The 24,479-nt window shown below is 63.8% G+C and carries 21 protein-coding genes and 1 pseudogene; 6 read left to right on the top strand and 16 right to left on the bottom strand.

Annotated elements, in window-relative coordinates:
* Positions 1 to 185 precede the first annotated feature (185 nt).
* Positions 186 to 1,607 (bottom strand): methyl-accepting chemotaxis protein, encoded by a 1,422-nt coding sequence (locus EPN59_RS00450; protein ID WP_293041507.1) that lies wholly within the window; start codon positions 1,605 to 1,607, stop codon positions 186 to 188.
* 170 nt (positions 1,608 to 1,777) lie between these two features.
* Here EPN59_RS00450 and EPN59_RS00445 point away from each other — a divergent pair, with 170 nt between their 5' ends.
* Positions 1,778 to 1,906 carry a hypothetical protein gene (locus tag EPN59_RS00445; RefSeq protein WP_293041549.1) on the top strand — a complete coding sequence of 43 codons (129 nt, stop codon included), beginning with the start codon at positions 1,778 to 1,780 and terminating at the stop codon, positions 1,904 to 1,906.
* 137 nt (positions 1,907 to 2,043) lie between these two features.
* On the top strand, positions 2,044 to 2,814 hold the full coding sequence (locus EPN59_RS00440; protein ID WP_293041510.1) for a class I SAM-dependent methyltransferase: 771 nt from the start codon (positions 2,044 to 2,046) through the stop codon (positions 2,812 to 2,814).
* Positions 2,815 to 3,057: 243 nt separating this feature from the next.
* Here EPN59_RS00440 and EPN59_RS00435 read toward each other — a convergent pair whose 3' ends face one another.
* The 3 genes from EPN59_RS00435 to EPN59_RS00425 all read right to left on the bottom strand — a co-directional run bounded on the left by EPN59_RS00435 (position 3,058) and on the right by EPN59_RS00425 (position 6,081).
* Positions 3,058 to 4,230: a tetratricopeptide repeat protein gene (locus EPN59_RS00435; protein WP_293041513.1), complete on the bottom strand. Its 1,173-nt coding sequence runs from the start codon at positions 4,228 to 4,230 to the stop codon at positions 3,058 to 3,060.
* A gap of 97 nt (positions 4,231 to 4,327) precedes the next feature.
* Positions 4,328 to 5,008, bottom strand: coding sequence for a PspA/IM30 family protein (locus EPN59_RS00430; protein WP_293041516.1), 681 nt, complete (start codon positions 5,006 to 5,008; stop codon positions 4,328 to 4,330).
* A gap of 377 nt (positions 5,009 to 5,385) precedes the next feature.
* Positions 5,386 to 6,081: a hypothetical protein gene (locus tag EPN59_RS00425; protein WP_293041519.1), complete on the bottom strand. Its 696-nt coding sequence runs from the start codon at positions 6,079 to 6,081 to the stop codon at positions 5,386 to 5,388.
* Between the two features lie 666 nt (positions 6,082 to 6,747).
* Here EPN59_RS00425 and EPN59_RS00420 point away from each other — a divergent pair.
* Entirely contained in the window at positions 6,748 to 9,252 is a 2,505-nt protein-coding gene (locus EPN59_RS00420; protein WP_293041522.1) for a penicillin-binding protein 1A, read from the top strand.
* A gap of 398 nt (positions 9,253 to 9,650) precedes the next feature.
* Here EPN59_RS00420 and EPN59_RS00415 read toward each other — a convergent pair whose 3' ends face one another.
* Both EPN59_RS00415 and EPN59_RS00410 read right to left on the bottom strand, forming a co-directional pair.
* Entirely contained in the window at positions 9,651 to 9,881 is a 231-nt protein-coding gene (locus EPN59_RS00415; RefSeq protein WP_293041525.1) for a cytoplasmic protein, read from the bottom strand.
* A 190-nt stretch (positions 9,882 to 10,071) separates the two neighbouring features.
* Entirely contained in the window at positions 10,072 to 10,863 is a 792-nt protein-coding gene (locus EPN59_RS00410) for a YggS family pyridoxal phosphate-dependent enzyme (protein ID WP_293041528.1), read from the bottom strand.
* Between the two features lie 132 nt (positions 10,864 to 10,995).
* Between EPN59_RS00410 and EPN59_RS00405 the strand changes: the two are divergent.
* A pseudogene (locus EPN59_RS00405) lies at positions 10,996 to 11,193 on the top strand (transposase); the annotation flags it as partial.
* Positions 11,156 to 11,380 carry a hypothetical protein gene (locus tag EPN59_RS00400; RefSeq protein ID WP_293041531.1) on the top strand — a complete coding sequence of 75 codons (225 nt, stop codon included), beginning with the start codon at positions 11,156 to 11,158 and terminating at the stop codon, positions 11,378 to 11,380. The pseudogene EPN59_RS00405 and the gene EPN59_RS00400, both read left to right, overlap by 38 nt.
* Positions 11,381 to 11,506: 126 nt before the next feature.
* Here EPN59_RS00400 and EPN59_RS00395 read toward each other — a convergent pair whose 3' ends face one another.
* The 5 genes from EPN59_RS00395 to EPN59_RS00375 form a co-directional block, all read right to left on the bottom strand.
* Complete coding sequence (locus EPN59_RS00395) at positions 11,507 to 11,971, bottom strand: DUF3828 domain-containing protein (RefSeq protein ID WP_293041534.1); 465 nt, start codon at positions 11,969 to 11,971, stop codon at positions 11,507 to 11,509.
* A gap of 8 nt (positions 11,972 to 11,979) precedes the next feature.
* Positions 11,980 to 12,342, bottom strand: a complete 363-nt coding sequence (locus tag EPN59_RS00390; protein WP_293041537.1) for a CHAP domain-containing protein — start codon at positions 12,340 to 12,342, stop codon at positions 11,980 to 11,982.
* Positions 12,343 to 12,560: 218 nt separating this feature from the next.
* Positions 12,561 to 14,120 (bottom strand): efflux transporter outer membrane subunit, encoded by a 1,560-nt coding sequence (locus EPN59_RS00385; protein ID WP_293045420.1) that lies wholly within the window; start codon positions 14,118 to 14,120, stop codon positions 12,561 to 12,563.
* Between the two features lie 23 nt (positions 14,121 to 14,143).
* Positions 14,144 to 17,269 (bottom strand): efflux RND transporter permease subunit, encoded by a 3,126-nt coding sequence (locus tag EPN59_RS00380; RefSeq protein ID WP_293034257.1) that lies wholly within the window; start codon positions 17,267 to 17,269, stop codon positions 14,144 to 14,146.
* Positions 17,266 to 18,405, bottom strand: a complete 1,140-nt coding sequence (locus tag EPN59_RS00375; RefSeq protein WP_293034256.1) for an efflux RND transporter periplasmic adaptor subunit — start codon at positions 18,403 to 18,405, stop codon at positions 17,266 to 17,268. Before EPN59_RS00375 ends, EPN59_RS00380 begins: the two co-directional genes overlap by 4 nt.
* A gap of 236 nt (positions 18,406 to 18,641) precedes the next feature.
* Between EPN59_RS00375 and EPN59_RS00370 the strand changes: the two genes are divergently transcribed.
* Positions 18,642 to 19,259: a TetR/AcrR family transcriptional regulator gene (locus EPN59_RS00370; RefSeq protein ID WP_293034255.1), complete on the top strand. Its 618-nt coding sequence runs from the start codon at positions 18,642 to 18,644 to the stop codon at positions 19,257 to 19,259.
* Between the two features lie 57 nt (positions 19,260 to 19,316).
* Here EPN59_RS00370 and EPN59_RS00365 read toward each other — a convergent pair whose 3' ends face one another.
* The 5 genes from EPN59_RS00365 to EPN59_RS00345 form a co-directional block, all read right to left on the bottom strand.
* A complete protein-coding gene (locus tag EPN59_RS00365) occupies positions 19,317 to 19,547 on the bottom strand; it encodes a DUF2795 domain-containing protein (protein ID WP_293034254.1) in 231 nt (76 codons plus the stop codon).
* Positions 19,548 to 19,659: 112 nt separating this feature from the next.
* Positions 19,660 to 19,815: a hypothetical protein gene (locus tag EPN59_RS19685; protein WP_363928519.1), complete on the bottom strand. Its 156-nt coding sequence runs from the start codon at positions 19,813 to 19,815 to the stop codon at positions 19,660 to 19,662.
* Positions 19,816 to 20,078: 263 nt separating this feature from the next.
* The gene (locus EPN59_RS00355) at positions 20,079 to 21,425 is read right to left on the bottom strand and encodes a C45 family peptidase (protein ID WP_293045334.1); all 1,347 of its coding nucleotides are present in this window, start codon (positions 21,423 to 21,425) and stop codon (positions 20,079 to 20,081) included.
* Between the two features lie 218 nt (positions 21,426 to 21,643).
* The gene (locus tag EPN59_RS00350) at positions 21,644 to 23,389 is read right to left on the bottom strand and encodes a ClcB-like voltage-gated chloride channel protein (protein ID WP_293045332.1); all 1,746 of its coding nucleotides are present in this window, start codon (positions 23,387 to 23,389) and stop codon (positions 21,644 to 21,646) included.
* A 159-nt stretch (positions 23,390 to 23,548) separates the two neighbouring features.
* Positions 23,549 to 24,286 carry a glutathione S-transferase gene (locus EPN59_RS00345; RefSeq protein WP_293035109.1) on the bottom strand — a complete coding sequence of 246 codons (738 nt, stop codon included), beginning with the start codon at positions 24,284 to 24,286 and terminating at the stop codon, positions 23,549 to 23,551.
* Positions 24,287 to 24,479 lie beyond the last annotated feature (193 nt).

The raw sequence follows: 24,479 nt of genomic DNA, 5'->3' as shown, positions 1-24,479 counted from the left end.
GGGTGGATCACGCGTCGTCAGGTTGACGGGCGTATCATTCAGGATTTCTGAGCGAAGAGGGAAAAGTCGCTTCGGGATTTTCCGGGGCTCCGGCTGAGATTCCCTGACGTAACGCAAACGGCGCGCGGCTTAACCGGCCGCGCGCCGTTTGCGTTTCTGCTGCCTTCTGTGGCCTTCTGTTGCCGTTATTGGAGCCGGTAGCCCATGCGGAAACCGCCCCAATGCCGCCCGTTCACGAAGATCGGTGCGGACGCATCCTTCATCATCACAAAGTTGCCGCCGCCCATATCGCGCCGGTAGGTCTGCAACAGGAACCGCTTCGTATGCGAGCCCGCAGCGACGCCGGCACGATCGCTGAAGATGCGGTGATTGCGGCAATTCGCGGCGTTCCACAAGGGATCGTCGCGCTGCGGCATCGAGAACTTGCGATTGTGCGTCGGGATATAACCGTGCGGGTCGATCGTGACGCAGAATGCCACGCGCGAATCGAACTCGAGGAGCGGCTCGATGATCTCGGGCAGCACACGGTCGGCGAAGCCGGTGAAGCGTGCGATGTGCTGCTGCGGATTCGTGTGGGGCACCGGCACGTAGTCGGTGTCGAAGAGATCCGCCTCGCTGATTTCGCCGCGCGCAACGGCCTTCTCGAACAGCTTGCCGACCTGCGCCGCCCCGCGCTGCACGACCTCGACGAAGGGCGTGTCCTCGGTTTCGACGCCCGTCGCCGCGCTCAATTCGATCAGCGTCTCCGATACGTCCAGCAGGCGCCCGAGTTGATCCTTGGCCTGCACAAAATTGCGGCTCGAATCCTCGACGCCGTTCGCCATCTCCGCGACCTGCGCTTCGAGCCCGTCGCACTTTTCCTCGATTTCGCTGGTGAGCTGGGCGATCTGGCCGGCGTGCTCGTCGAGTTGCGTGATCGCGACGCCGGTGCTTTGCATCGCCGAGCCGATGGAGTGCGTGCCTTCGCGTACGCGATGTGCGCGCTCGGTGTTCGTCGCACCTTCGGCGATGAGCTGTTCGGTCTGCTGCGTGAGTTCCGCGAGCGTCTTCTCGATCTGGCCGGTGGCCAGCGCCGTTTTCGCCGAGAGGTTCTTCACCTCGGACGCGACAACGGCGAAGCTCTTGCCCGATTCGCCGGCGCGCGCGGCCTCGATGGCGGCGTTGAGTGCGAGAAGCTGGGTTTGGCGCGCGATCAGCGAGATTTCCTCGGATACCTTCGAGACATGCGCGAGCGCGCTGCGCAGCGCACTGATCTGGCTTTCAATGACGGTCACGCCTTCAACGAGCCCATGAATATCGGCGAGCGATGCTTCGATGGTCTGTTGCGAGGACTGCACGGTCGCGGCCGTGCTGTTGCTGACTTCGCGCATGGCCCGGGCCGCGGCGGCGATCTGGTGATTGCCCGCGAGGGTATGCGCAGCCGAGTCGCGCAGTGCGTGACAGACGCCCGCCTGGTTTTGCACCCGCGCGGCAACTTCGTCGACGTGGCCGGATACGTCGCAAATCTCAATTCCGAGGCGGCCTGCCTGAGCGGCGATATCGCCGACGATGGCAGCCGAATTTCCTGTGCGGCGAGCGCCGAACAGGCGAAAACGCAAACGTGACATCAGGTGTCTCCTTGCCCGTAAGGGTCGGTAAGCGTGGGCCCGTCGATCATGCGTATATCGGGCTCTCTCCAAGCAGTTTAACGGCGTGAAGCGGGAAGACTTGAGCGTTCGAAGTGCCGCAGGGATATGATCGGAATCACGGGCCGCGCAGCGCCCGCATCGGGAGCACGATGATCGAGGCCATGCTGGATGCAGGCACCTTCGTGGTGCTATGGCAGCAACTGATCCAGCTCTGGGAGCTGATCGTGATGATCTGCCGCTTTCTGTGGGGATTGCTGCGGCTTTTAGGCGGCGCTTAAGGACTGCAGGACTAAGGACGGAACGGCTTGAGGCCGTGCGGGCGCGGCGATGCTGCACGGCGTTGGTGCACAACCGGGTGCGGCCGGATTCGATTGACTTTGCGTACGAACGCGTGCGCGACATGCTGAGAGGGGACATGATGACTGATGATTCCACCCGTCGCTTTACCGACCGGGTAGCCGATTACGTGAAGTTCAGGCCGACCTATCCGCGCGAGCTGGTGACCTTCGTGCATGCCAATTGCGGTATTGCACCGCTTGCGCGCATAGCCGATATCGGTGCGGGCACGGGCATTTCCGCGAAGCTTTTTCTCGATGCGGGGCATCCGGTGGTGGCCGTCGAGCCGAACGCCGCGATGCGTGCAGCCGCCGATCAACTGCTCGGCGACTACCCGAATTACCGCAGCGTGGCGGGCACGGCGGAAGCTACGACGCTCGATACCGCGAGCGTTGATCTCGTGATGGCTGCGCAGGCTTTCCACTGGTTCGACGAGAAAGGGGCGCGACGCGAGTTCGCACGCATCCTCAAACCGCGCGGACAGATTGTCCTGTTTTGGAACAGTCGGCTGCTGGAAGGCTCGCCTTTTCTCGCGGGCTACGAGGCGCTGCTACAGCGCTTTTGCTCGGACTATGCGCGTGTTGCCGAGCGTTATCCGGACGACGCGGCGATGGCCGAATGGTTCGGTGACGGCTTCGAGCGCAAGACGGTTTTCCCCAATGCGCAGTTGCTCGATTTCGATGGATTGCAGGGGCGGCTGATGTCGTCGTCTTACGCGCCGAAACCCGGCGATCCGCGCCACGAGCCGATGCTGGCAGCGTTGCGCACGCTCTTCGATCACACGCAACAGGATGGCCGCGTGAATTTCGTCTACGAGACGCGCGTTTATGCGGGAAGGCCGCAGCGCTAGCGCATGAAGTCGTCAATGGATGGCAGCGCGAATTAATTTTCGCAGCTGAAGCCGGGGGAGGCGCGGGTGAGGCGCGGGTGAGGCGCGGGTGCGTCACTATCGCGGCGAGTTGAGAAGCGATGCGCATTTCCTTCCGGCCGACTGCGCAATCGTTGTCGCGCCTCGATAAAAAACGGGCTCTGCAAGAGAGCCCGTCGTGAGATTGCATGCATGCGCCGTCAAGCGCTGCGCGTGCCGCGACTTCTACGAATTGCCCCAGTCGTCGGAGCTGTCGTTACTGCCCATATCGACGCCGCCGCCTGAACCATCGTCCCAGTCGTTCGAACCCTGGCCCAAGTCGAGGCCGCTGCCATCGCCGCCGCGCGGTATGCGGCGACCGTCTTCGTCGACGTAGACATCGCGCTCGACCACGCGCTCACGCCCGCGGCCAAGCGCCTCGCCGAGCAGCACGCCGGTCAGCAATCCGCCCATCCCACCCATTCCGCCGCCTTGCTGCACGATGACCTGCGGCGGTTGCTGCGGCGGATAGGGCGCCTGCGGCTGATGGCCGAACGCGGCGTCGGCTTCGCGCGCATAGGTGGAATTGCTGCCGCCAGGCGAGGCCGCAGCGGGCTGCGCGTTCGGATCGGGGCGGCCATCGGCGCGCGCCTTGAGGCTTTCGAACTGGTGTTCGAGGTCCTCGATCTGATACGGCGGCAGCGGATTGGCGCTGTTCGAGAGCGTTTCGACGAGGCCGCGCAATTGCGCTTCCAGCCCCTCGACTTCCTTTTCGAGCACATCGTGGCCCGGCGCTGTCGAAAGCCGCACGTCGAGCTTGAGCGAGCGCACCGCATTGAGCAGTTCCGTGGCGCGCTTGAGCTGATCGAGACGGTCGCCGCCGGCTTTGGCGTCTTCATTCGACTTCGCGCGGCGCAGCGTCCAGCGCAGCACCAGCGCAATGCCGGCGAGCAGGACCGCAAAGCCGATCCACGCACCCATGCCGAGGCCGTGACGTTGCGGCGCGGTTGCAGGCGCAGCCTGCTGAACCTGTTGCTGAGTCTGTTGCCGGGCGAACGGATTGGCCGTGCGGCTCGTGGTGACGGCACCGGCGCGCGTCGCATCGGCGCGGATATTCGCTTCGACCTGGGCGAAGCGTTGCGGTGTCGTGAAGCGCACTTGCGGATCGAGCGATCTGGCCTGTTCGACCTGGGTCAGCGCGTCGGCGTAGCGGCCTTCGCGATTGAGCACCTGCGCGTAGAGATAGTGGGCGTGCGCGTTGTTCGGATGTGCCTGCAGAACCTCCACGAGGCCTGCATCCGCGCGTTGCCAGTCGCCTCGCGACATGGCGGATTCGATCTGCTGCGCGTTGGGCACCGCGAACGCGGCACCGCTTGCGAATGCAAGCGAAGCAAGGGCGGCGACGAGAAACTTTTTCATGTTGCAAGCCGGGCGGCGTGACGCCCGTCTCCATGACGGTCGGGACGAGGAGGCGGCGCGCGGTGAGCGCCGCGCCGCCTCCGGACACCCCTGCGCGTTATTGCGCCGGTGTGTTCAGTTGCTTCTTGAGGGCTTCGAGACGCTCATCCACCGATGGGCCCTTGTTCAGCGCGGCGAGCTTGTCGTCGAGCGCCTTGCCGCTCGATGTGTCGGCAGAGGTGAGCCGCGCATCCGAGCGCGCGTTCGACAGCGCGACCTTGTCTTCGAGCTTCTGGAAATCGGCCGAGAGATTCTTGCCGCCGATGCCGCCGAGCGCCGTAGCCGCGACGTCCTTCGCCTGCGCGATCTGCTGCTTCGCCTGCAGGATGTTCGAGCGTGCGTTGAGGTCGTTGCGCCGCTGGCGCATGTCGTCGATCTGCTGCTTCAGTTGATCGACCGACGGTTCGAGCTTCGCGAGTTCTGCGGCAAGCGCATCGCGTTCGGCTTCGGCCGTGGACTGCGCGCCGAGCGCTTCGCGTGCGAGCGCTTCATCGCCCGATTGCAGCGCGCGCCGCGCGCCTTCTTCGTACTTCTTCGCCTTGTCGGCGGCCACGTCGCGCTTGCTTTGCTGCGTCGCGACCTGCGCCTGGATCTCGACGAGCGCGTTCTCCGCTTTCGCGATGCTGTCGTCGAGTTCGCGCACGATCTGGCGTGCGTCGCGCGACGGGTCCTGCACCGAATCGGCGGCGTCGTTGAGCAGGCCCTTGAGCGTGCGAGAGATGGAGTCGAAAAGCGACATGAATTCCTCCGTGAATTGAAACGGGCTGCGATGGGCCGAAATGCACGCAGGCGCAGACGGCGTCGAGCAGCATCGGCATCGTGCCCGCTGGCAACAGTGCTGTGGACCGCGTTGTTGCCAGCGCTGTTGGCAGATTACGCCGCTTTGTACAGAGCGCGCATGCAGCCGGTAAATCGGGGCGCCTTCCGCCTATTGCAAGAGCGTGTTGACGAACCGGCGCGACGAACCGGCATGCGGCCAGGCATGGCCCGGCTGCCATCGCTCGCGGATATTACACCACGGGGTCTCTTAAAGGCGGCTTAAAAAGGGGACTTAAAGCGGGGACTTAAAGCGGACCTGAAATTCCACTGTCCGGCTTGCCGCGCGGCGACGCCTCGCTACGCAAACTTGCCTTCTTCGGACGCACCGTTGCCCTGTTCGTCTTGATGCGTGTCGGCGGCGTGGCTCGCTCGCGTTGCGCGTGCAACTGGCGGCGCGCTCAGCGACTGGAGCGGTTCATCGTGCCCGGCATGCGCGGGATCGGGAAATGCCGCGTCGGTCACGGCTGCTTCAGCGCTCAGACGGGCGACGGCCTGGCCGATTTCGCGCGTGGCGTTGCCGATGTCGGGTCCGGCGGCGGGAGATGCGGGCAGCGCTGCGGCTTGCGTTTCAGTGGCGACTTGCGGTTGTGCGGCGTCCGCCTCGCCGCCGCCGTGCGCTGCTGTCGCGGCGAGGTCACGATCCGTTTGCGCGGGTGCAGTGGCTTCGTCTTTCGGTGCGAGTTGCGCTGGCTCAGGTTCGCCGTCCTGGGCGGGAGCCGCGGAAGGGGTGAGACGCAGCGCGCTCCCGCGCCGCGGGCGCAACGGTTTCGTGGCTTTGTGCAGCACCTGGGCGAGCGTATCGGGTTCGCGCGGCGCGTTCAGCCAGTCGACGATGCTCGCGGCTTTCACCTGATCGCTCGTCGCGCCAAACGCGAGCACGGCGCGGCGCATCAGCTCGCTGATGCTGATGCCGAGCGTGTCGGCCGCAGCCGAGATCGCGCGCTTTTGCGCGGGCGTGACGAAGACGACGATGCGTTCGCTAGGCTTGTTCATGGTCGGCTGCCAGGTCGGCTTCGGGTGACCCCGGGATCCCGCCCGGGGCGCGCGTGAGGCTGTCTTGCGAAAACCGCATGCGGGCCGGGTGGAGCGTGTCGCAGCTACGCATCATACGGCTTGACGCCCGACGCGCAATGCCCGGGTGTGCGCGCCATGGCGACACGCGAAGCAACAATATGCTGACAACCCCGGCGTGCGGCGCGCATTCCGGCGCTCAACGGCGCTTTGTCTGAAAACCTTTTGCGAAGAACGCATCGGATGGCGCACAGAGCCGCCTTTTATTGCTGAAAAGCCGGTTTGAAGATGCGGGCGGTCGTATGTGCCGCTTACCGCACGTGGCCCGACAACATTTTTTTTTACAAAATCGCCGTCCCGCGTCGCGTGATTTATTTAGAATGCGCTGTTACATTGCGTGATGGCGCGCTTTGAGCGCGTGCCGGGCGGCGGGACGGGGGCGTAGTCCGCCGCGTTGCAGCGACGGTCACAGGGCTGGCGCTGCCGGTCGCCGCATTGGCGCCATGACGCCATGACCACGATCCTTGTGCGCGAGAGAGACGCGCACATATGGGCACAAACGGGCGCAAGCAGGCCCAAAGCAGGCCCAAAGCAGGCCCAACCGGGCACAAACGGGGGCGCGCACCGGACGCGCCAATCATTCCAGTCATGCCTATCATTAAACAGCCGCCTTCTTCGCAGTATCCGAACGACGATCGGGAACCCGCCTTCCGCAAAGGACACCAGCAGCCGGAACGTCACACGCCGCCAGATGGTGCGAACGGCGGCGCCACGCGCGGCCGCTCGATCGGCGCGTCGATCGCGCTCTGGTTCGTCGGCCTGATCGTGACGCTGCTTGTGGTCGGCGCACTGATCGCCGGTTATGCGCTTGTCGTGATGGGGCCGCATCTGCCGTCGCTCGACGCGCTCACCGACTATCGCCCGAAGGTTCCGCTGCGCGTCTATACGGCCGATCACGTGCTGATCGGCGAGTTCGGCGAGGAACGCCGGCAGATCGTGCGCTTCCAGGACATCCCCGATATCCAGAAAAAAGCGGTGCTCGCAATCGAGGACTACCGCTTCTACGAGCACGGCGGCGTCGACTTCGTCGGCATCCTGCGCGCGGGCCTCGCCGACCTGACCCACGGCGGCGCGGCGCAGGGCGCGAGCACGATCACGATGCAGGTCGCGCGCAACTTCTTCCTCTCGAGCGAGAAGACCTATACGCGCAAGGTCTACGAGATGCTGCTCGCGTACAAGATCGAGCGGGCGCTCACGAAGGATCAGATCCTCGAGCTGTACATGAACCAGATCTATCTGGGGCAGCGCGCCTATGGCTTCTCGGCCGCGGCGCGCGTGTACTTCGGCAAGGATCTCAAGGACATCACGCTCGCGCAGGCCGCGATGCTCGCGGGGCTGCCGAAGGCGCCGTCCGCGTATAACCCGATCGTCAATCCGCACCGCGCGAAGATCCGCCAGGAGTACATCCTCAAGCGCATGCTCGATCTCCGCTATATCACCCGGGATCAGTACGACGCGGCGATCAAGGAGCCGCTCGTGACGAAGAGCGCGGGCAACGAATACAGCGTGCATGCCGAATACATCTCCGAAATGGTGCGGCAGATGATGTATGCACAGTACAAGGATGAGACTTACACGCGCGGCCTCACCGTGACGACCACGATCGATTCCGCCGATCAGGAAGCCGCCTACAACGCCGTGCGCAAGGGTGTGATGGACTACGAGCGCCGCCACGGCTATCGCGGGCCGGAAGGCTTCGTGCAGTTGCCCGCGAGCGGCGACGACCGCGAGCAGTCTATCGAAGACGCGCTCACCGACCACCCGGACAACGGCGCGATCGTCGCGGCTGTCGTGACCGAGGCGAATCCGAAGGTAGTCAAGGCGCAACTGCTCGACGGCACGACCGTCACCATGAGCGGAGAAGGCCTGCGCTTCGTGGCGGCGGCGTTGTCGCCGCGCGCTTCGCAGGCGCAGCACATCCGCGTGGGCTCGATCGTGCGCGTGCTGCCCGACGACAAGGGCAACTGGCAGATCACGCAGCTGCCGCAGGTGGAAGGCGCGCTCGTCTCGCTCACGCCGCAGGACGGCGCGATTCGCGCGCTGATCGGCGGCTTCGATTTCAACAAGAACAAGTTCAACCACGTCACGCAGGCGTGGCGCCAGCCGGGTTCGAGCTTCAAGCCGTTCATCTATTCGGCGTCGCTCGAAAAGGGCCTGGGACCGGCGACGATCATCAACGACGCGCCGCTGTTCTTCCCGCCCAGCACGCCTGGCGGCGACGCGTGGGAGCCGAAGGACGACGATCAGCCGGAAGGTCCGATGCCGATGCGTCTCGCGCTCGCGAAATCGAAGAACCTCGTCTCGATCCGCATCCTCTCGTACATCGGCACGAAATACGCGCAGGACTTCGTGACGCAGCGCTTCGGCTTCGATGCCGACAAGACGCCGCCGTATCTGCCGATGGCGCTGGGCGCGGGGCTCGTCACGCCGCTGCAGTCGGCGGGCGCGTACTCGGTGTTCGCGAATGGCGGCTATCGCATCAACCCGTATTTGATCGCCGAAGTCGACGACTCGCACGGCCGCCCGATCCTGCGCGCGCAGCCGCTCGTCGCGGGCCAGAATGCGCCGCAGACGATCTCGCCGCGCAACGCGTACGTGATGGGCAGCCTGCTGCATACGGTGGCGACCTCGGGCACGGGCGCGGGCACGAACGTTCTGCATCGTAGCGATCTGCACGGCAAGACCGGTACGACCAACGATGCCAAGGACGGCTGGTTTGCGGGTTATCAGCGCTCGCTGGTTGCGGTGGCGTGGATGGGCTACGACCAGCCGAAGAGCCTCGGCAGCCGCGAATTCGGTGCGCAGCTCGCACTGCCGATCTGGGTGGAATACATGCAGCACGCGCTGCGCGGCGTGCCGCAAGAGGATCCGCCGCCGCCCGAAGGCGTGACGACGATTGCCGGCGAGCTGTATTTCACGGACATGACGCCGGGTAGCGGCTTCGTGGCGAGCATCGGCGTCGATTCGTCGAATCTGGCGGGTGGGGCCGGCGAGGCCGTTGGCGGCATGGCGCCGGCCGGCATGACGCCGCCGAACGTGACGTCGAACGAGAAGCAACGGATCATGGACCTGTTCGAATCGAACAAGCCCTGATAAGCGGGGGGGGTAAAAATAAAGGTGGTCGGTACGGCGCGTTGGTGACAACGCGCCGTATTTTTTTGTTTTTCCGGCTAGCCGGTTGGTACGTCGATGGACAAGAGGGGAGTCGGCGGAGATGCGTTGTCGTTTTTGCCACTATTCCGCATCCTCGGGCAAATCACAAATAAAAGACTCGGTCGCTTTCACCACAATCCAGCTAAGCGCGGCGCCAATCACTAAAAAAATCGCCCCACCGAGGTACCCGCGCCATATAACTCCGCATATGGTCAGGGAGCCCGTTATCGAAAATATTGTAGTAAACCTACTCAAAATGCTCGTCGAATTTCTATTCCGGTGCCGTTTGTGCTCGTTCTGTTGTTTGGCGACACGCCGAAAAACATCGTGCAATTCGGTCATGGAATTGGTTTGAAGACTAATTCTCTATTAAGAACGCGTACCCCCTCGGGACCGGCCTGTATGAGTCTACGTTCCTCTTCCGCGACCAGGCGCTCGAACTGGAAGCCGGGATTTTTAGCAAATTCAGCCTCAACGATGCTGATTGCCTCTAGCGCCCATGGCACCTCCGACTCGAAGTGACCCAGCAAGCGGCCATCTTGACGAACGACGATACGATAAATTTTCACGAGGTTAACTCCTATCTAAGATTGGAACGGGCCGTAGCGCTAGTTCCTCTATGCTTTGCGTAACCTGGAATTTCCAATTAGCAGCGTTGAGATCTTTTCTACAGAATCTGCGGCCTTTTGCGTTAAAGCTAGTCACTCCGCTGCCGCCCAAAGCGGTATGACTGATCAATTGGACTTGAATGTGTTCGTGTCATGCCCCTTCAGTAGGCCAAAAATGGCTATCTGGCAGATTGCGAGCGCCGTAAATAGCTTGCCCGACGCGGACCACCGTGGCTCCTTCTTCGATGGCGGTTTCGAAGTCTCCTGACATGCCCATCGACAACTCAGTGACCTCGTTCCCTTGGGGCAGATCATGTTGAATGCGGTTTTTCAGATCCCGCAGGAGGACAAAACACTCGCGCACGCGTGCGGTTTCCGATGACAGCAATGCCAATGTCATCAGACCGCGCACCCGAAGGGCTGGATATGCCACCAGTCCTCGCACAAAGGCCACTACCTCATCCGGGGGCAAGCCATATTTGCTAGCCTCGCCGGACGTGTTGACCTGGACAAATACGTCGAGACCACGTCCCTCCGTTTGCAGGCGTCGCTCTAGCGCTTCCGCGACACGTACGCTGTCGAGGGCCTGAAATTCCGAAGCAAATTGAGCGACCAACTTGGCCTTGTTTGTCTGGAGGTGGCCGATTACCGACCAGCGTAAGTCTGTGAGATCGGACATGGCCCCCCACTTGCGATAGGCCTCTTGCACCTTGTTTTCACCTAGTTCCTTGCAGCCCGCCTCATAGGACAGTCGGATGCGCGCTTCATCGACCGTCTTGCTCACCGGTAACAGACGAACCGAAGATGGTGCGCGGCCAACTCGCTTGCAGGCACGGGTGATGCGATTGCGCACCTCAGCGAGGTTGCGGCGAAAGTCCTCTACCGTCAGCGCTTGCGGATAGATTGGGCTACTTGCTTGCTGCGGGGTGACTAGCTCATTCATGTTCCGAGTCTCAGGGGCGGGCAGTGATTCTATGTGGTTGATAAGCATAACGGAATTTATTCATGCCGGACCCGTTATCCAAAGTGTCTAACACGCTTCAAGTAATTTATGCGGAAACCGGAGTCCGATACGTCGGAATGAGGCGGCGATGATCAGCGGTATTTTGGTATGAGCGCGCATATCGCGCATTGATACTGACGGAGGTCTGGTGCGCGCGGTGGTCGGGTCGGCGGCGAACGTGAATGACGTGATCCAGGTCCACACGTTAGTGCAAGGCAAGGATGCGGGTGCGATGCCGGATATCAGGGCGTTGAGAAGCGAGACGATACGTAGAACATCAAGGGGCGCTATCGAGAAGCAGACAGACATGTACATTTCGATGTTGCGTAGCCACATTGAAGCGATGGGCGGCCAGCTTGACGTCGTTGCACGCTTTCCCGATGGCGATGTCAGGATCAGTAATTTTGCTGATCTTGGCGTAACGGACGAACAGAAGGTGCAAGATCACCTGCGTTGAGCGTGCAGAGTTTCGCCATGCGAAGCTCTGTTATAGCGATGGTTAATACGGCGCGTTGGTGACAACGCACCGTATTTTTGATCGGCGCGGCGGCACGTCGAAGGGCAAGAACGAGATCGGCTGGGATTAGTTGTAGTCCAGGGTGTCGTCGATCTTTATGATTTTCCAGTGTCCGTGCTCGTTGCGTAGAAACACGAGGATGCTTGTTTTATCCTTCGAGCCGAATGTGACGGGGATGATCGTGACATCCCCGAGCGCAATTGGCCGCTGCGTCGCAATGTGCGCGGCCCAGTCGCGCGGATCATAGTCCTGGACTTTCAGAAAATAGTCCACGCCTTGCGGTGGCCCAGTGCGGCTGTATTCGTCTTTGAGCCGGTCAACGGTCCGCTGCGCAACATAGTTGTATATCGCGTGTTCGCGCAACGGCGCAGTCTGATCGTTGTCGTGCTTGAAGAACCATTGATAAAACGTAGTGACGAATGCTTCTGGCGCCGCAGGCGTACTTTGCGCGTGCGCTTGCACGGAAAACGCGAGAGTGAGGCAGATTGCAGCCCACAGTGCGGGGAATGGAGAGCGAATGTCCCGGTTCATATGCGACCTCAGTTGTGCCGGTATATCTGGTAGGACGGCCGGGCAGTGCGATATGCCGGCCCGGGATAAAAGCCGTTGAGCTGTTTGAAATCAGAAATCCAGATTGATCCGCTGTAGATGGCCATGTGACCGTGTGCATGTCCTGGTGCGGGTTGAATGACTATGACATCGCCAACCTGCGGTTCCCCATTAGCGCGATAAAAGCCCGCGTCTTCGAGGCTCCGTCCGTAATCTTTTGCGTCGGCGTGACGTGACAGGACGATTCCGCCAGCTTCGACTGCCAGACGGACATACTCCGCGCATCTACCTTGACTGGTGCTTCGCGAACGTTGTTCGGCCCGGCTCGCTGCCCCTCTGGGATCCCACGGCATGCTTTCTCCCAACTCGTTTTCGGGGACCCATCGTAGCAAGTTCGCGCGAGCCGGAAGGTTAAGGATTGTTAGGCCATTTGAGTGTATGTACCCAAAAGAGCCGCGAGGGCGGGGACTCTGATAGCGGTAGTTGATATGACGTTGGTAACAATGCCCGTATTCTTTCGACTAGTCCATTACCTTCGTCGATCAAAAAAATACTCATCGATCCACCATCGCTACTCACTCGCAGCACCAACCTTCACGGCAGCACCGGCGGACGACTTCCCTGCATCCGCCGCAACAGGCGGGCTACCCATCGCCTGGAACAGCGCCGCCGTATCCGAAAGCCGCGAGCCGCGATAGCGGATCTCGTCGAGCCGCGCGTTGCGCCATTGCTGCTCGCTTTGCCGCACCGCGTACCAGGGCACCGCGCCGAGCCGATAACGCGCATTCGTCTCCTCGTACACGCCCTCGGAAGAGCGCGCGGACAAGCTAGCCGAATCGAGCGCCTGCGCATCGTGCTCTAGCGCTGCGAGTTGATCGGCGACATTCTGGAACGCCGCGAGCACCGTCTGCCGGTACGACGCGTTCGCCGCATCGTACGACTGTAGCGCCGCGCGCCGCTGTGCGAGGAGTGCGCCGCCGTGGAAGATCGGCTGCGACAGCGAAGCGCCGATGGCCCACAGCGCGCCCGCGCCGGAAGTCACCATCGGCCACGAAAAACCGGCCTGGCCAAGCGCAGCCGATAGCGTGATGCTCGGGAACATCTGCGCCGTGGCCGCGCCGACATTGGCGGCGGCGGCCTTCAGCGCGGCGTCGGCGGCTTGGATGTCGGGCCGCGACTTCAACAGTTCCGATGGCACCACCACGGGCACCTGCGGCGGCAGTGTGAGGCTCGCGAGATCGAGATCGGGCGGCGCCGCGTCAGGCGTGCGGCCGAGCAGCACCGCAAGCGCGTGGCGCGTCGTGCTCGATTGCTGGCGCAGAACCGGCAGACTGGTCGCGAGCGACGCCGCACTTTGTTGCGCGCTCAACAGGTCCGTATGCGAGACCGCGCCGAGCGCATAGCGCTTCGCCATATCGTCGGCCTGCGCGTTGGCGAGTGCGACGAGCCGCTCGGTCGTGTCGATTTCCTCGTGAAGCGTGGCGGCGCCGATCGCCGCGGCCACGATGTTGGCTGCGAGCGCGCGCCGCGCAGCGTCGAACTGAAACAACTGCATGTCGACGCGCGCCGTGAGCGCCAGGTTATTGAGCCGTGTCGCGCCGAACAGATCGAACGTGTATCGCACCTGGACGAGACCGGCAAAGATGTCGTACTGCAGCTTGTCGACGCCCAGTTGCGGCACCCCCGGCGTGCGCTGGCGCTGTGCGATGCCGAGTGCGTCGACGGTCGGCAGCAGCGAACTGCCGATCTGGCCGCGCAACTGTTCACGCGCGGCCTGCAGGCTGTGATCGGCGGCGGCGAGATTCGGACTGTTGCGCAGACCCTCGTCGACGAGCGCATCGAGCGCATCGGAACCGTACAGCGTCCACCATTGCGGCACGGGTTTCGCGCCCACCACGAACTGCTGCGCGACACCCTGTGCGGCGACAGTTTGCGCCGGCTGAGGCTGCGCGCCATAGTGCGCCGGTTGCGGCATTGCGGGCGCTTGTCCGCCTGGACCCCAGGCACAGCCTGTGAGTCCAAATGCGAAAGCGAGCGCGGCTGCGGCTGCGCAAGCGCCGCGGCAGGGCGCGGACGCATTACGTCCATTACGTCCACTGCGTCCATTACGTCCTCCATTACGCACGCGCATCGTCATCGTGTTCGCGGACCGTTTCATGATGCATTCTCCGCGTGGCGGCCATCGCCGCCGGGTTCGTCTGTCTCGTTGCTGTGCACGCGGAACGCGGCGGCGTAGAGCGCAGGCAGATAGAAGAGCGTGAGCACGGTCGCGCTCGTGATGCCGCCCATGAGCGCTGTCGCCATCGGGCCGAAGAAGTTCGAGCGCAAGAGCGGAATCAGCGCGAGCACGGCTGCGGCAGCGGTCAGCGTAATCGGTCTGAAGCGCCGCACGGTCGCGCCGACGATAGCGTCGTAACGCTTGTGCCCGCTGCGGATATCCGTTTCGATCTGGTCCACGAGGATCACCGAATTGCGCATGATGATGCCGAACATCGCAATCACGCCGAGCATGGCGACGAACCCGAACGGCTGCCGAAACAGCAGCAGCGCGATGACGACGCCGATCAGGCCGAGCGGCGCGGTCAGCACCACCATCATCACGCGCGCGAAGCTCTGCAACTGGATCATGAGCAGCGTGAGCACGGCGATCACGAGGATCGGCAGCTGTACGTTGATCGACGCCTGGCCTTTCGCACTTTCCTCGACGGAGCCGCCGACCTCGATGCGATAGCCGGTCGGCAGCGTGGCGCGGACTGTCTGCAGTCGCCTCACGACGTCGTTCGTGACGTCGATGCCCTGGGCGCCTGCCTTCACGTCGGATTGCACCGTGATGGTGGGCTGCCGGTCGCGCGACCAGATCACGCCGTATTCGAGGTCGTTGACGAGGTGGCCGAGCGAGCCGAGCGGCACGGGGCCGTTGGGCGTCGGCATCGCCATCGTCAGCAGGTGGGCGGGATCGACGCGCTCAGCCGCGGGCGCGCGCAGATCGACGCTGATGAGCTTGTCGCGCTCGCGGTACTGCGTGACGGTGTAGCCCGAGAGCGTCATCTGCAGGAAATTCGCGACGTCCTCCGAAGACACATTCAACTGGCGCGCCCGCTGCTGGTCGATCTCGAAGCGAAGCGAGCGTTCGGCGGGTTCGTCCCAGTCCAGGTTGACGTTGTCGGTGCGCGGATCGTCGCGCATCGTGGCGGCGACGCGGTCCGCAATGCCGCGCACGACGGCGATGTCATTGCCGCTGACGCGCAACTGCACGGGATAGCCGACGGGCGGTCCGTTTTCCAGCCGCGAGAGGCGCGTGCGAATCGCGGGGAAGTCGTTGCGCAGTTTTCCTTGCAGCCAGGTCGCGAGTTTTTCGCGGTCTTCCACCGATTTCGCCGTGATCACGAACTGCGCGAAGTTCGGCACCTGTAATTGCTGGTCGAGCGGGAGATAGAAGCGCGGCGCGCCGGTGCCGACAAAGGTGATCGAATGGTCGATTTCGGGGCGGCCCTTCAGTGCGGCTTCGATCCGCTTCGCTTCGCGCAGCGTGGCGTCGAACGATGCGCCTTCCGGCAGGCGCACGTCGACGAGCAGTTCCGGCCGATCTGAACTCGGGAAAAACTGCTGCGGCACGAGCGTGAAGCCCGCGAGCGCCATCAGGAAGAGCACGATGGTGATGCCCAGCACGACCAGTTTTCGGTCGATGCACCAGCCGATCCAGCGCTGGAAGCGGCGATAAAAGCGCGTGTCGTAAATGTCGTGTTCGTGGCCGTCGGGCTCGTGCGGCGCGCGCTGACGCTCGGGCAGCAGGCGGTAGCCAAGCAGCGGAATCAGCACGACTGCCGCGAACCACGAAGCGATCAGTGCGATGGCGGAGACCTGGAAGATCGAACGTGTGTACTCGCCGGTGCTCGACTTCGCGAGGACGATCGGCAGGAAACCGGCGACCGTGACGAGCGTGCCGGTCAGCATCGGAAACGCGGTGCTCGTATAGGCGTATGCGGCGGCGCTGGTGCGGTTCCAGCCCTGCTCGAGCTTCACGGCCATCATCTCGACCGAAATGATTGCGTCGTCCACGAGCAGGCCGAGCGCGAGCACCAGCGTACCGAGCGAAACCTTGTGCAGGCCGATGCCGAACAGATACATGACGAGCGACGTGACGGCGAGCACGATCGGAATCGTGATGACGACGACCGTGCCCGTGCGCACGCCGAGCGAGACAAGGCTCACGAGCAGCACGATGCCGATGGCTTCGGCGACGGCCTCGACGAAGTCGTCGACCGAGCGCGAAACCGCCTTCGGCATGCTCGATACTTCGACGAGCCGCAAACCTGCGGGCAACTGGGCGCGCAATTGCGCGACGCGCACATCGAGCGCGCGGCCAAGCCGGATCACGTCGCCGTCCGGTTGCATCGTCAGGCCGATGCCGAGCACGGTTTTGCCTTCGTAGCGCATCTGCGTGACGGTCGGCTCGTCGTAGCCGCGCCGGATCGTGGCGATGTCGCCCAGACGAAAGCTGCGGCCGTTCACGCGGATCAGCGTATCGGCAAGCGCCTTCACGTCCTTGAACTGGCCGCTCGGGCGCACAAATACGCGATCGTCGGCGGTGGTCAGCGTGCCCGCCGCCGAAACGCTGTTCTGCGCGCCGATGATCTGCCCGATCTGCGTAGGCGAGATACCGAGGCGCGTGAGTTGCGTATTGGAAATCTCGACGTAAATGCGCTGGTTCGGATCGCCGAAGTAATCGACCTTGCCGACATCGGGCACGCGCAGCAGTTCTTCGCGCAGGTTGTCGGCGTAGTCGTGCAACTGGGCCGGTGAGAAACCGTCACCCTCCAGCGCGTAGATGTTGGTATAGACGTCGCCGAATTCGTCGTTGAAAAACGGGCCCTGGACGCCGGGCGGCAGGTACGCGGCGATATCGCCGACTTTTTTGCGCACCTGGTACCAGGTTTCCTTCACCTCGCTCACGGGCGCGGAGTCCTTCATCGTGAAGAACACGAGCGACTCGCCCGGGCGCGAGTAGCTGCGCAGGAAGTCGATATGCGGCGTTTCCTGAAGCTTGCGGCCGATGCGGCTCGTCACCTGGTCCTCGACCTGGCGTGACGTAGCGCCTGGCCAGAAGGTCTGGATCACCATCACGCGGAACGTGAACGGCGGATCTTCCGACTGCGAAAGACGCGTATAGGAGAGGGCGCCGAAGATCGTTGCGAGCGCAATGAGGAAGACGACCAGCGCCTGATGGCGCAGCGCCCACGCAGACAGGTTGAAGCGCCCCTCTTCGTGAGGCGTGCTCATGACGCGAAGTCCTCGGGATGAAGCGGCGGAACCGGGCGCACTTTCTGGCCCGTCGTGACTGTGTGGACGCCTTGCAGGACGATCTGGTCGTTGTCGTCGAGGCCGCTCGTCACGGTGATCGTGCTCGCGTCGTAGCGCGAGATCGTTACGCGGCGCAACTGCAGCACGTTGTCGGGCTGGTGCACGATCCAGACGGCGGGTGCGTTGCCGTCATGAAAGAGGGCGGTGGCGGGAATCGTAAATGCGCCCGCGGCGCCTGCGTGCTTTGCCGCGAGCACGACGTTCGCGCTCATGCCGAGCCGAACGGCGGCATCCGGTTCGTCGAGTGTGAGCTTTACGCGCCAGGTGCGGCTTTGCGGATCGGCGGCCGCTGCAATCTCGCGCACGCGCGCCGTATAGCGCTTGCCCGGCAGCGCCGGCAGGTTCACCTGCGCGTGCTCGCCGATGCTCACGCCGGTGACGGTGTTTTCCGGCAGGTCGAAGAACACGTCGATATCGCCCGACCACGCCAGTTGATAGACGGGTTGGCCCGCCTGCACGTTCTGGCCGGTATCGGCGTTTTCGGCAGTGATGATGCCCGCGTGATCGGCGACGAGCTGCGTATAGCGGCGCTGGTTCTCGGCGAGCGCGAGCTGTTGCTGCGCCTGATCGCGCTGCGCGGTCGCCGACGCGTACGCATCCTGCGTCTGTTCGAACTGCACTTTCGCGATGAGATTGGCCTCGGCCTGCGCCGTGTCGCGTTCGAGCTGCTGTTTCGCGAACCCATAGCGATGCTGTGCGGCCTCGAATTGCGCGGCGGCGCTCGCGGCGTTCTTGTCGTAGTCGGCCGGATCGAGGCGCGCGAGCATTTGACCGGGCTTGACGGCGTCGCCGAGGCGCACGCTGCGCTCGATGATCTTGCCGTTCACGCGAAACGAGAGCGGCGTCGAATACCGCGCTTCGACCTCGCCGGGGTACGTGGCCAGCGCGCCGTCCTGATCGGGGTGTACGGTCATCGAGACGACCGGGCGCGGTTCGGGCGGTGCGGCGGTTTGCTTGCCGCATGCCGCAAGCGCTGCGGCGCCGCACAAGGAGAGGAGACCGGCGAGGCGGCGCCATTCAATGCCGCGCGATGACCGACTGGACTGCCTGCGCATCCTGCTCGATGCGCCACGACCGCAATGATTCACATGGACCTCGACTTGCTGGACCGCACACATGCGCAAGTGCGCGGCTGTGTGCGCTGCGCGTGCCATGGCACGGCACTGCGGAAACGGACTCGCGCCGATGCGCGTGGCGCACCGGCTACAGATGATGCAGTGGATTCTAATACAAGGTTGTATCTGAGTGCGCAGATGAATTCGAGGAATGGTTCGGTGCTAGACTCTCGCCCATGACTCGTATCCGACTGACCCGCGAACAAAGCCGTGACCAGACGCGCGAGCGCCTGCTCGACGCTGCGCACGCCATTTTCATGACCAAAGGCTTCGTGGGGGCGAGCGTCGAAGACATCGCGCTTGCCGCGGGATACACGCGCGGGGCGTTCTATTCGAACTTCGCCAGCAAGGCCGAGCTGCTCGTCGAGCTGCTGCGCCGCGACCACGAGGCGATGCAGGCCGATCTGCGCGCGATCTTCGAAACCGAAACCACGCGCGAGGACATGGAGGCGCGCGTGATCGCCTACTACAGCCGCATGGCGCAGGACAACAAGGGTTTTCTGCTATGGATGGAGGCAAAGCTGCTGGCTGCGCGCGACGCGCGCTTTCGCACGCGCTTTAACGCGTTCATGAAGGAAAAACGCGACCAGCTGGCCGCGTATATCGAGGAGTTTTCGGCGCGCGCCGGCACGCCCATACCGCTTGCGCCCGACCGGCTCGTGATCGGCCTGATCGGACTGTGCGACGGTGTGCAGTTTCTCGCCACGGCCGATCCGCAGCACGTCACGCCGCCCGTCGTCGAAGAAGTGCTGGCCCGATTTTTTGCACGGGTGGTGTTCGGGCGCGACGTCTGAACTGCGCGTCTGAACCGCGCATCTGTACTACGTGCTTGAACCGTAAAAGCAGCGGACTTACGAACCGAGTCCAGGGCCGTAGTTGCTGCCGATCAGCCGCGTGACTGAAGCGACATCCACGTAGTCCTGCTCGGGCATCCCGTCCAGTATTCCCACCACTTCGTTGCTGGCGCCCGCGTTGCGTGCGGCAGCCACGAGATCATCCTTGTTGGCCGGCCAGCGCACCTCGCGCAGCACGTCGGTGAATTGAAGATCGATGGGTTCGTCGGGAATGCGGGAGGCGGGCATGCGGAGTGTCCTTTGCGCGGCGGGCGCTCAGTGCGATGTGTCAGGCGGAGCGCGACGCACGGCGAGCATACAGAATCGCTGCCGAACGCCGTCGCTGCGTGTGCGTTATGTATCACGTCTGCTGGTGTAGCTCCGGGCTCAGTACCTGATCGAGGCGCCGCGACTTCGGCAGGCTCAGATACTCCCAATGCTCGTGGCCGCCGCCCACGGCAGCCGGGACATTGGGAGCGGGCGGGGCGACCGGAGCGTCGTCCCGGTGGAACTGCATTCCTGCACTCGCTGGTTCAACCGGAGCTTCTTGCGCCGTACGCACAGGCGCTGCGAAGCACGATGCCGAGAGGAGAACGCTGGTCATCAGTGTCGAGGCTTTCATCGCTCGACCTCCTTTCCATGCAGCCCACAGGCTGCAGCAAACGCTGTGCCGCACCCCGGAGCGGTACACGGTCAGCCCGCCATCCCGAAATTGCGACAGTTCCATCATGGCAGGAAATGCGGCAATGCGTCTCGAACGTGCGTGCTTTTTGATGCGGCTCAGACGCCGGGGCGCAGGACCTCGAAGCGGGTCCAGGGCCACGACGGCCGGTCGCGCATATAGCCGTTCAGCCAGTTCCACTGCGGATGACGCTGCATGAACGCCTGCGCGTCGAACGCTCTTCCGCACGGATGGCCCCAGCGCGCCCAGAACGCGAGATCGCGGGCCATTTCGCTATCCACGACCTTGCCGTCGTTCGCGCCCCACGGATTGAACGGTCCGTGATCCGAGCCGGCAAAACGCGCGTCGTCGAGTTCGAGATGGCCGCAGATCGTGCGCGAGCACGGATTGTCGTCGCGGTCGAGATAGACGTCGTGATGGTCGGCGATCATCTCTTTTGCCAGTTCGACGTCGATCTTGCCGTGGTGCCGCTCGGCAAGCTGCATGAAGCGCAGCCGCCGCGCGCCGTTGTGGCGCACGTCCGTAAAATCGTCGCCTTCTCCGACGCATTCCTGATTGCGGATCTTGAGATCGCTCGCGGCGTTGAAGCCGCTGAAAAAACCGTCTTTCGTGATTTCGAAACCCGCGTGCTGCAGCCCGAGTTCGTAGCGCGCGATTTCGCCCGTCTTGGCGTCGCCGAGCAGCCAGCTGTTCGCGTACCCGCCGTTATTCGCCATCGCGAACATCTCGCACCATTCGCCGATACTCGACGCGTATTGCGTCGCGCGCCGCGAGCGGTAGAACTCGGGTGCGCCGCTCGTGCGGTAGCCGACAAAGTTGGAGATGGTCGTCTCCGTGACCATCAGCCCGGCCGAGGTGATCCAGAAATCGGTGAGGCTGGAAATGCAGCCGGGCAGACCCTGCATGAGAATGCGATGGCCCGATTCGGGGACGATGTCGAACACCACGTTGAAGGCGTCGCCTGCCGCGTAGCGGTCCCACGAGTTGTGCGCCATGACGATGCGGCCGTCGCGCGTCGCGCTGCCGGTCGCGATAAAGGCGCTGCAGTGATGGCCGCGCCGTCCGCGCCACGGCTTCACGTGTTGCTGCGGTTGCTGCGCCGCCGCATGCGTGGGCCACCAGCCCTGCAGCAGATCCATATAGCCGTTCCAGGCAAGCACCTCGGCGAACGACAGCTTCGCGCCGTCCGCGATGCCCTGGATTTCGTCGGCGAATTCGTTGTCGATCCGCGGCGCGAACTGCGTGACGGCGGCGTTCACGAAGGTCTCGAAGTCCTCGCCGGTGTCCCATTTCGCGAGGTAGCGCGCCGTGCGGATCGCGTTGCGGATCTCGTTGCTGAGCAACTGGCCGTGCTGCTCGCCGCGGTCGTACGGTTCGCCTTCGAGGTGAACGAAGATCCAGCCCGCGTGATCGCGTCGGACGGCATCGAGAGACGGTTCGCTCATCTTCGCTCCGGTTTGCATCCTTTCGGCCGATTCTGCCGATCGGCGCCGGCCCGGTTCGCGGACCCCGCAAACACGGGGGCGCGCAAGGCTGATTTCCATTGTAGAAAATCCGTTGCGCATTGACAGGCGGTGCGTGGCGTGAAGAGCCACGGGACATGCGGTTTTCCGGGCGATGGCGGTGCGCGCACGAGGCGCGCGGCACCGCGTGCGCGACAGCTTCAGCGCTCGGGGTCGAGCCGCTGATACGCGTCGAGGAGCGAGGTCTTGTAGACGACGCCGCTGAGCGTCGGTTGTTGCACGCTCTCGATGACCGGCAGACGTTCGCCGCGGAACGCCATGAAATGCTGGAGGCCCGCCGCGAGCGACATGTCCGGCGTGAGCGCGTTGAAGGGCATCTGCACGTAGTCGGAAGCGCGCTTTTGCGATGTATCGCGTTTTTGCAGCAGATCCGAGGTGATATCGGCGAGCGCGACCGCGCCGAGGAAGTGACCCGACGCGTCGATGACGTAGAGATACTTCACCGGATATTCGAGGAACACGCGCGTCATGTCGGAGACGGTTGCGTCGGCTTGCACGACGGTATCGGCCGGGCGGATCAGTTCGCGCATCTGCGTGGCGCGCAGGCGTGTGCGTTCTTCTACCTCGCGATTGCGGTGTAGCGTGATTTCGTACATCGACGACTTGCCCGTCGCGCGCGCGACGAAATACGCGACCACGCACGAAAGCATGAGCGGCAGCACGGCCTGGTAGCTGAGCGTCATCTCGAAGATCATGAGAATCGCCATCAGCGGAGCTTGGGTCGCACCCGCCAGGAACGCGCCCATGCCGACCATCGCGTAGGCGTACGGCGCCGAGGTGCCGTGCGGAAACAGTGCGTGCATGCCCTGGCCGAAGAGACTGCCGAACACGGCGCCCATGAAGAGCGTCGGCGTGAAGACGCCGCCCACGGCGCCCGAGCCGATCGTCGCCGTCGTCGCGATGAGCTTGAAGACGAGCACGGTGGCGAGCGCGGTCCACGTCCAGGGCGAGTGGAGGATCGAGTTGACGACGCTGTAACCGTTGCCCCAGATCTCGGGCGTCCATACGGAGATGACGCCGCAGACGAGGCCGCCCAGTGCGAATTTCACCGGCAGCGGCAGGTTCAGGCGCGCGACGCGCGACTTCGTGCCGTCGAGCAGGGCGAGGAACTGTGGTGCAAGTGCGCCGCACAGGAGGCCGAGCACGACGAAGAGCACGACTTCGATGCCCGAGATAGCCGGAAACGGGGGCATTTCGTACGGCGGCTTGTAGCCCGCGAACTCGCGCATCGTGATGTTCGCGACGACCGAGGAAACGACAATCGGCCCGAAGCTTTCCATCACGATCGAACCGAGCACGATCTCGGTGACGAAGAAGGCGCCCGCAATCGGCGCGTTATAGGCCGACGTGATACCGGCCGCCGCGCCGCACGCGACGAGCAGGCGCATGCGCTGCGGATCGAAGTGGACCCAGCGGCCGATCAGCGAGGCCGCGAGCGCCGCGAGCTGCACCATCGGACCTTCGCGGCCGATCGAGCCGCCGCTCGCAATCGTGAAGAGCGACGACGCACCACGCCAAAGGCTTTTGCCGACCGGCATCACGCCGTCGCCGATTGCCACCGCTTCCACATAGTCGGTATGAACGGTGCGCGCGTCGTCGCCGGGCGCCTTGCGTTTGGCGGGCATCAGCAGGCAGCCCGCGATGAAACCGCCCGCGGCGGGCAACCAGATGCGGGTCTGCCACGGCAGATGCCTGGCCATTTCGACGAGACTGCCGGACGTGCCGGAAAACAGGCGCTGCAACAGTGCGATGCCTTCGCGAAAGATCACGGTCGCGAACGCGCCGGCGACGCCGACGATGACCGACCAGACAAGCATCGTGTGTGCGTCGGAGAGGCGGAACAGGTTGCGGGCGCGAGTGCGCAGTTTCAGCAGGAATGACAGCACGGCGGACAGGTTACGAGTGTAAGTGTGAGGAATCGGCGCCGGGCGCAAGCATAGCATTGCGCCCGGCGGGGAAATGGCGTAACGCGGCGCGGCGCATGGCCGTCGGCAGCCGTGGTCGACGTCCGTCGCGCGCAAGCCGGGCAGAGGGCGCGCGCGTGGCTAGCGCGTCGTGTGGTCGAGTTCCGGGTAGTGCCGGAAGATGCCGGTTTCGTTGAACGGCAGGCGGCGCGGCGAAGCGAGATACGCGGCGATGTTCGGGCGCACGGCCACGGCATCGTGCAGCGCGCAGACGTGCGGATAGCGTTCGGCGAGATGCTTCGTCGTTTTCGGGAATGCGTAGCGCAGCCCTTCGACGATCTGGAAGATCGACAGGTCGACGTACGTGAGCGCGTCGCCGACCATGTGCCGCGCGCCGGACGGATTCTGCGCGAGCACGCGCTCGAAGTAGCCGAGGAACTTCGGCATGCGATGCGCGAGGAAGTCGGCGGCGCGCGCCTTCGCTTCGTGTTTCTGGTCCTCGTAGTAGAGGTCGCTTGCGATCGGGTGATGCGTGTCGTGCACTTCGGCGACGAGATCGACGATCGTCATCTGCAGGCCATTGGCTACGTAGCGCAGACCTTCGTTGCGCGGCGCGAGCGAAAGCTTCGGTCCGAGATAGAACAGGATGTTCGCGGTCTGCGGGATCAGCAGATCGCCGTCCTTGAGGAACGGCGGCGCGAAGGGCGGATACGCGCCCGCGCGGCTGTCGAGCTCGGCGATCATCGCGCCGATGCCGAGGCCCGCCGATTTCTCTCCGCGTGCCACGTCCACATAGTCCGCCTGTGCTTCCTCCAGCGCGAGCCGCACGAATTCGCCGCGGCCCTGCAGGCCATCCCAGTAATACAGTTCGTATGCCATCGGTTGCCCCTTTGCCATGACGCCTGCCCGTGCGATGGGCGGTACGGCACAGTATCGCGCGCAACCGGCGCCGTTGTTCGACGGATGCCGCACGCCCGATCAGCACACGCGACACACGCGACACACGCGGCAGGGCGCGAGCCGAAACGCAAAAAGCCCCGCGCGCGGCGGGGCGAGCCGCTGGCGTTGCCAG

This window comes from Paraburkholderia sp., from assembly GCF_004298475.1.
GTDB classification, from domain to species: Bacteria; Pseudomonadota; Gammaproteobacteria; order Burkholderiales; family Burkholderiaceae; genus Paraburkholderia; species Paraburkholderia denitrificans.
The sequence above is the reverse complement of the archived record's forward strand: the minus strand, read 5'-3'. Positions and strand labels throughout refer to the sequence as shown.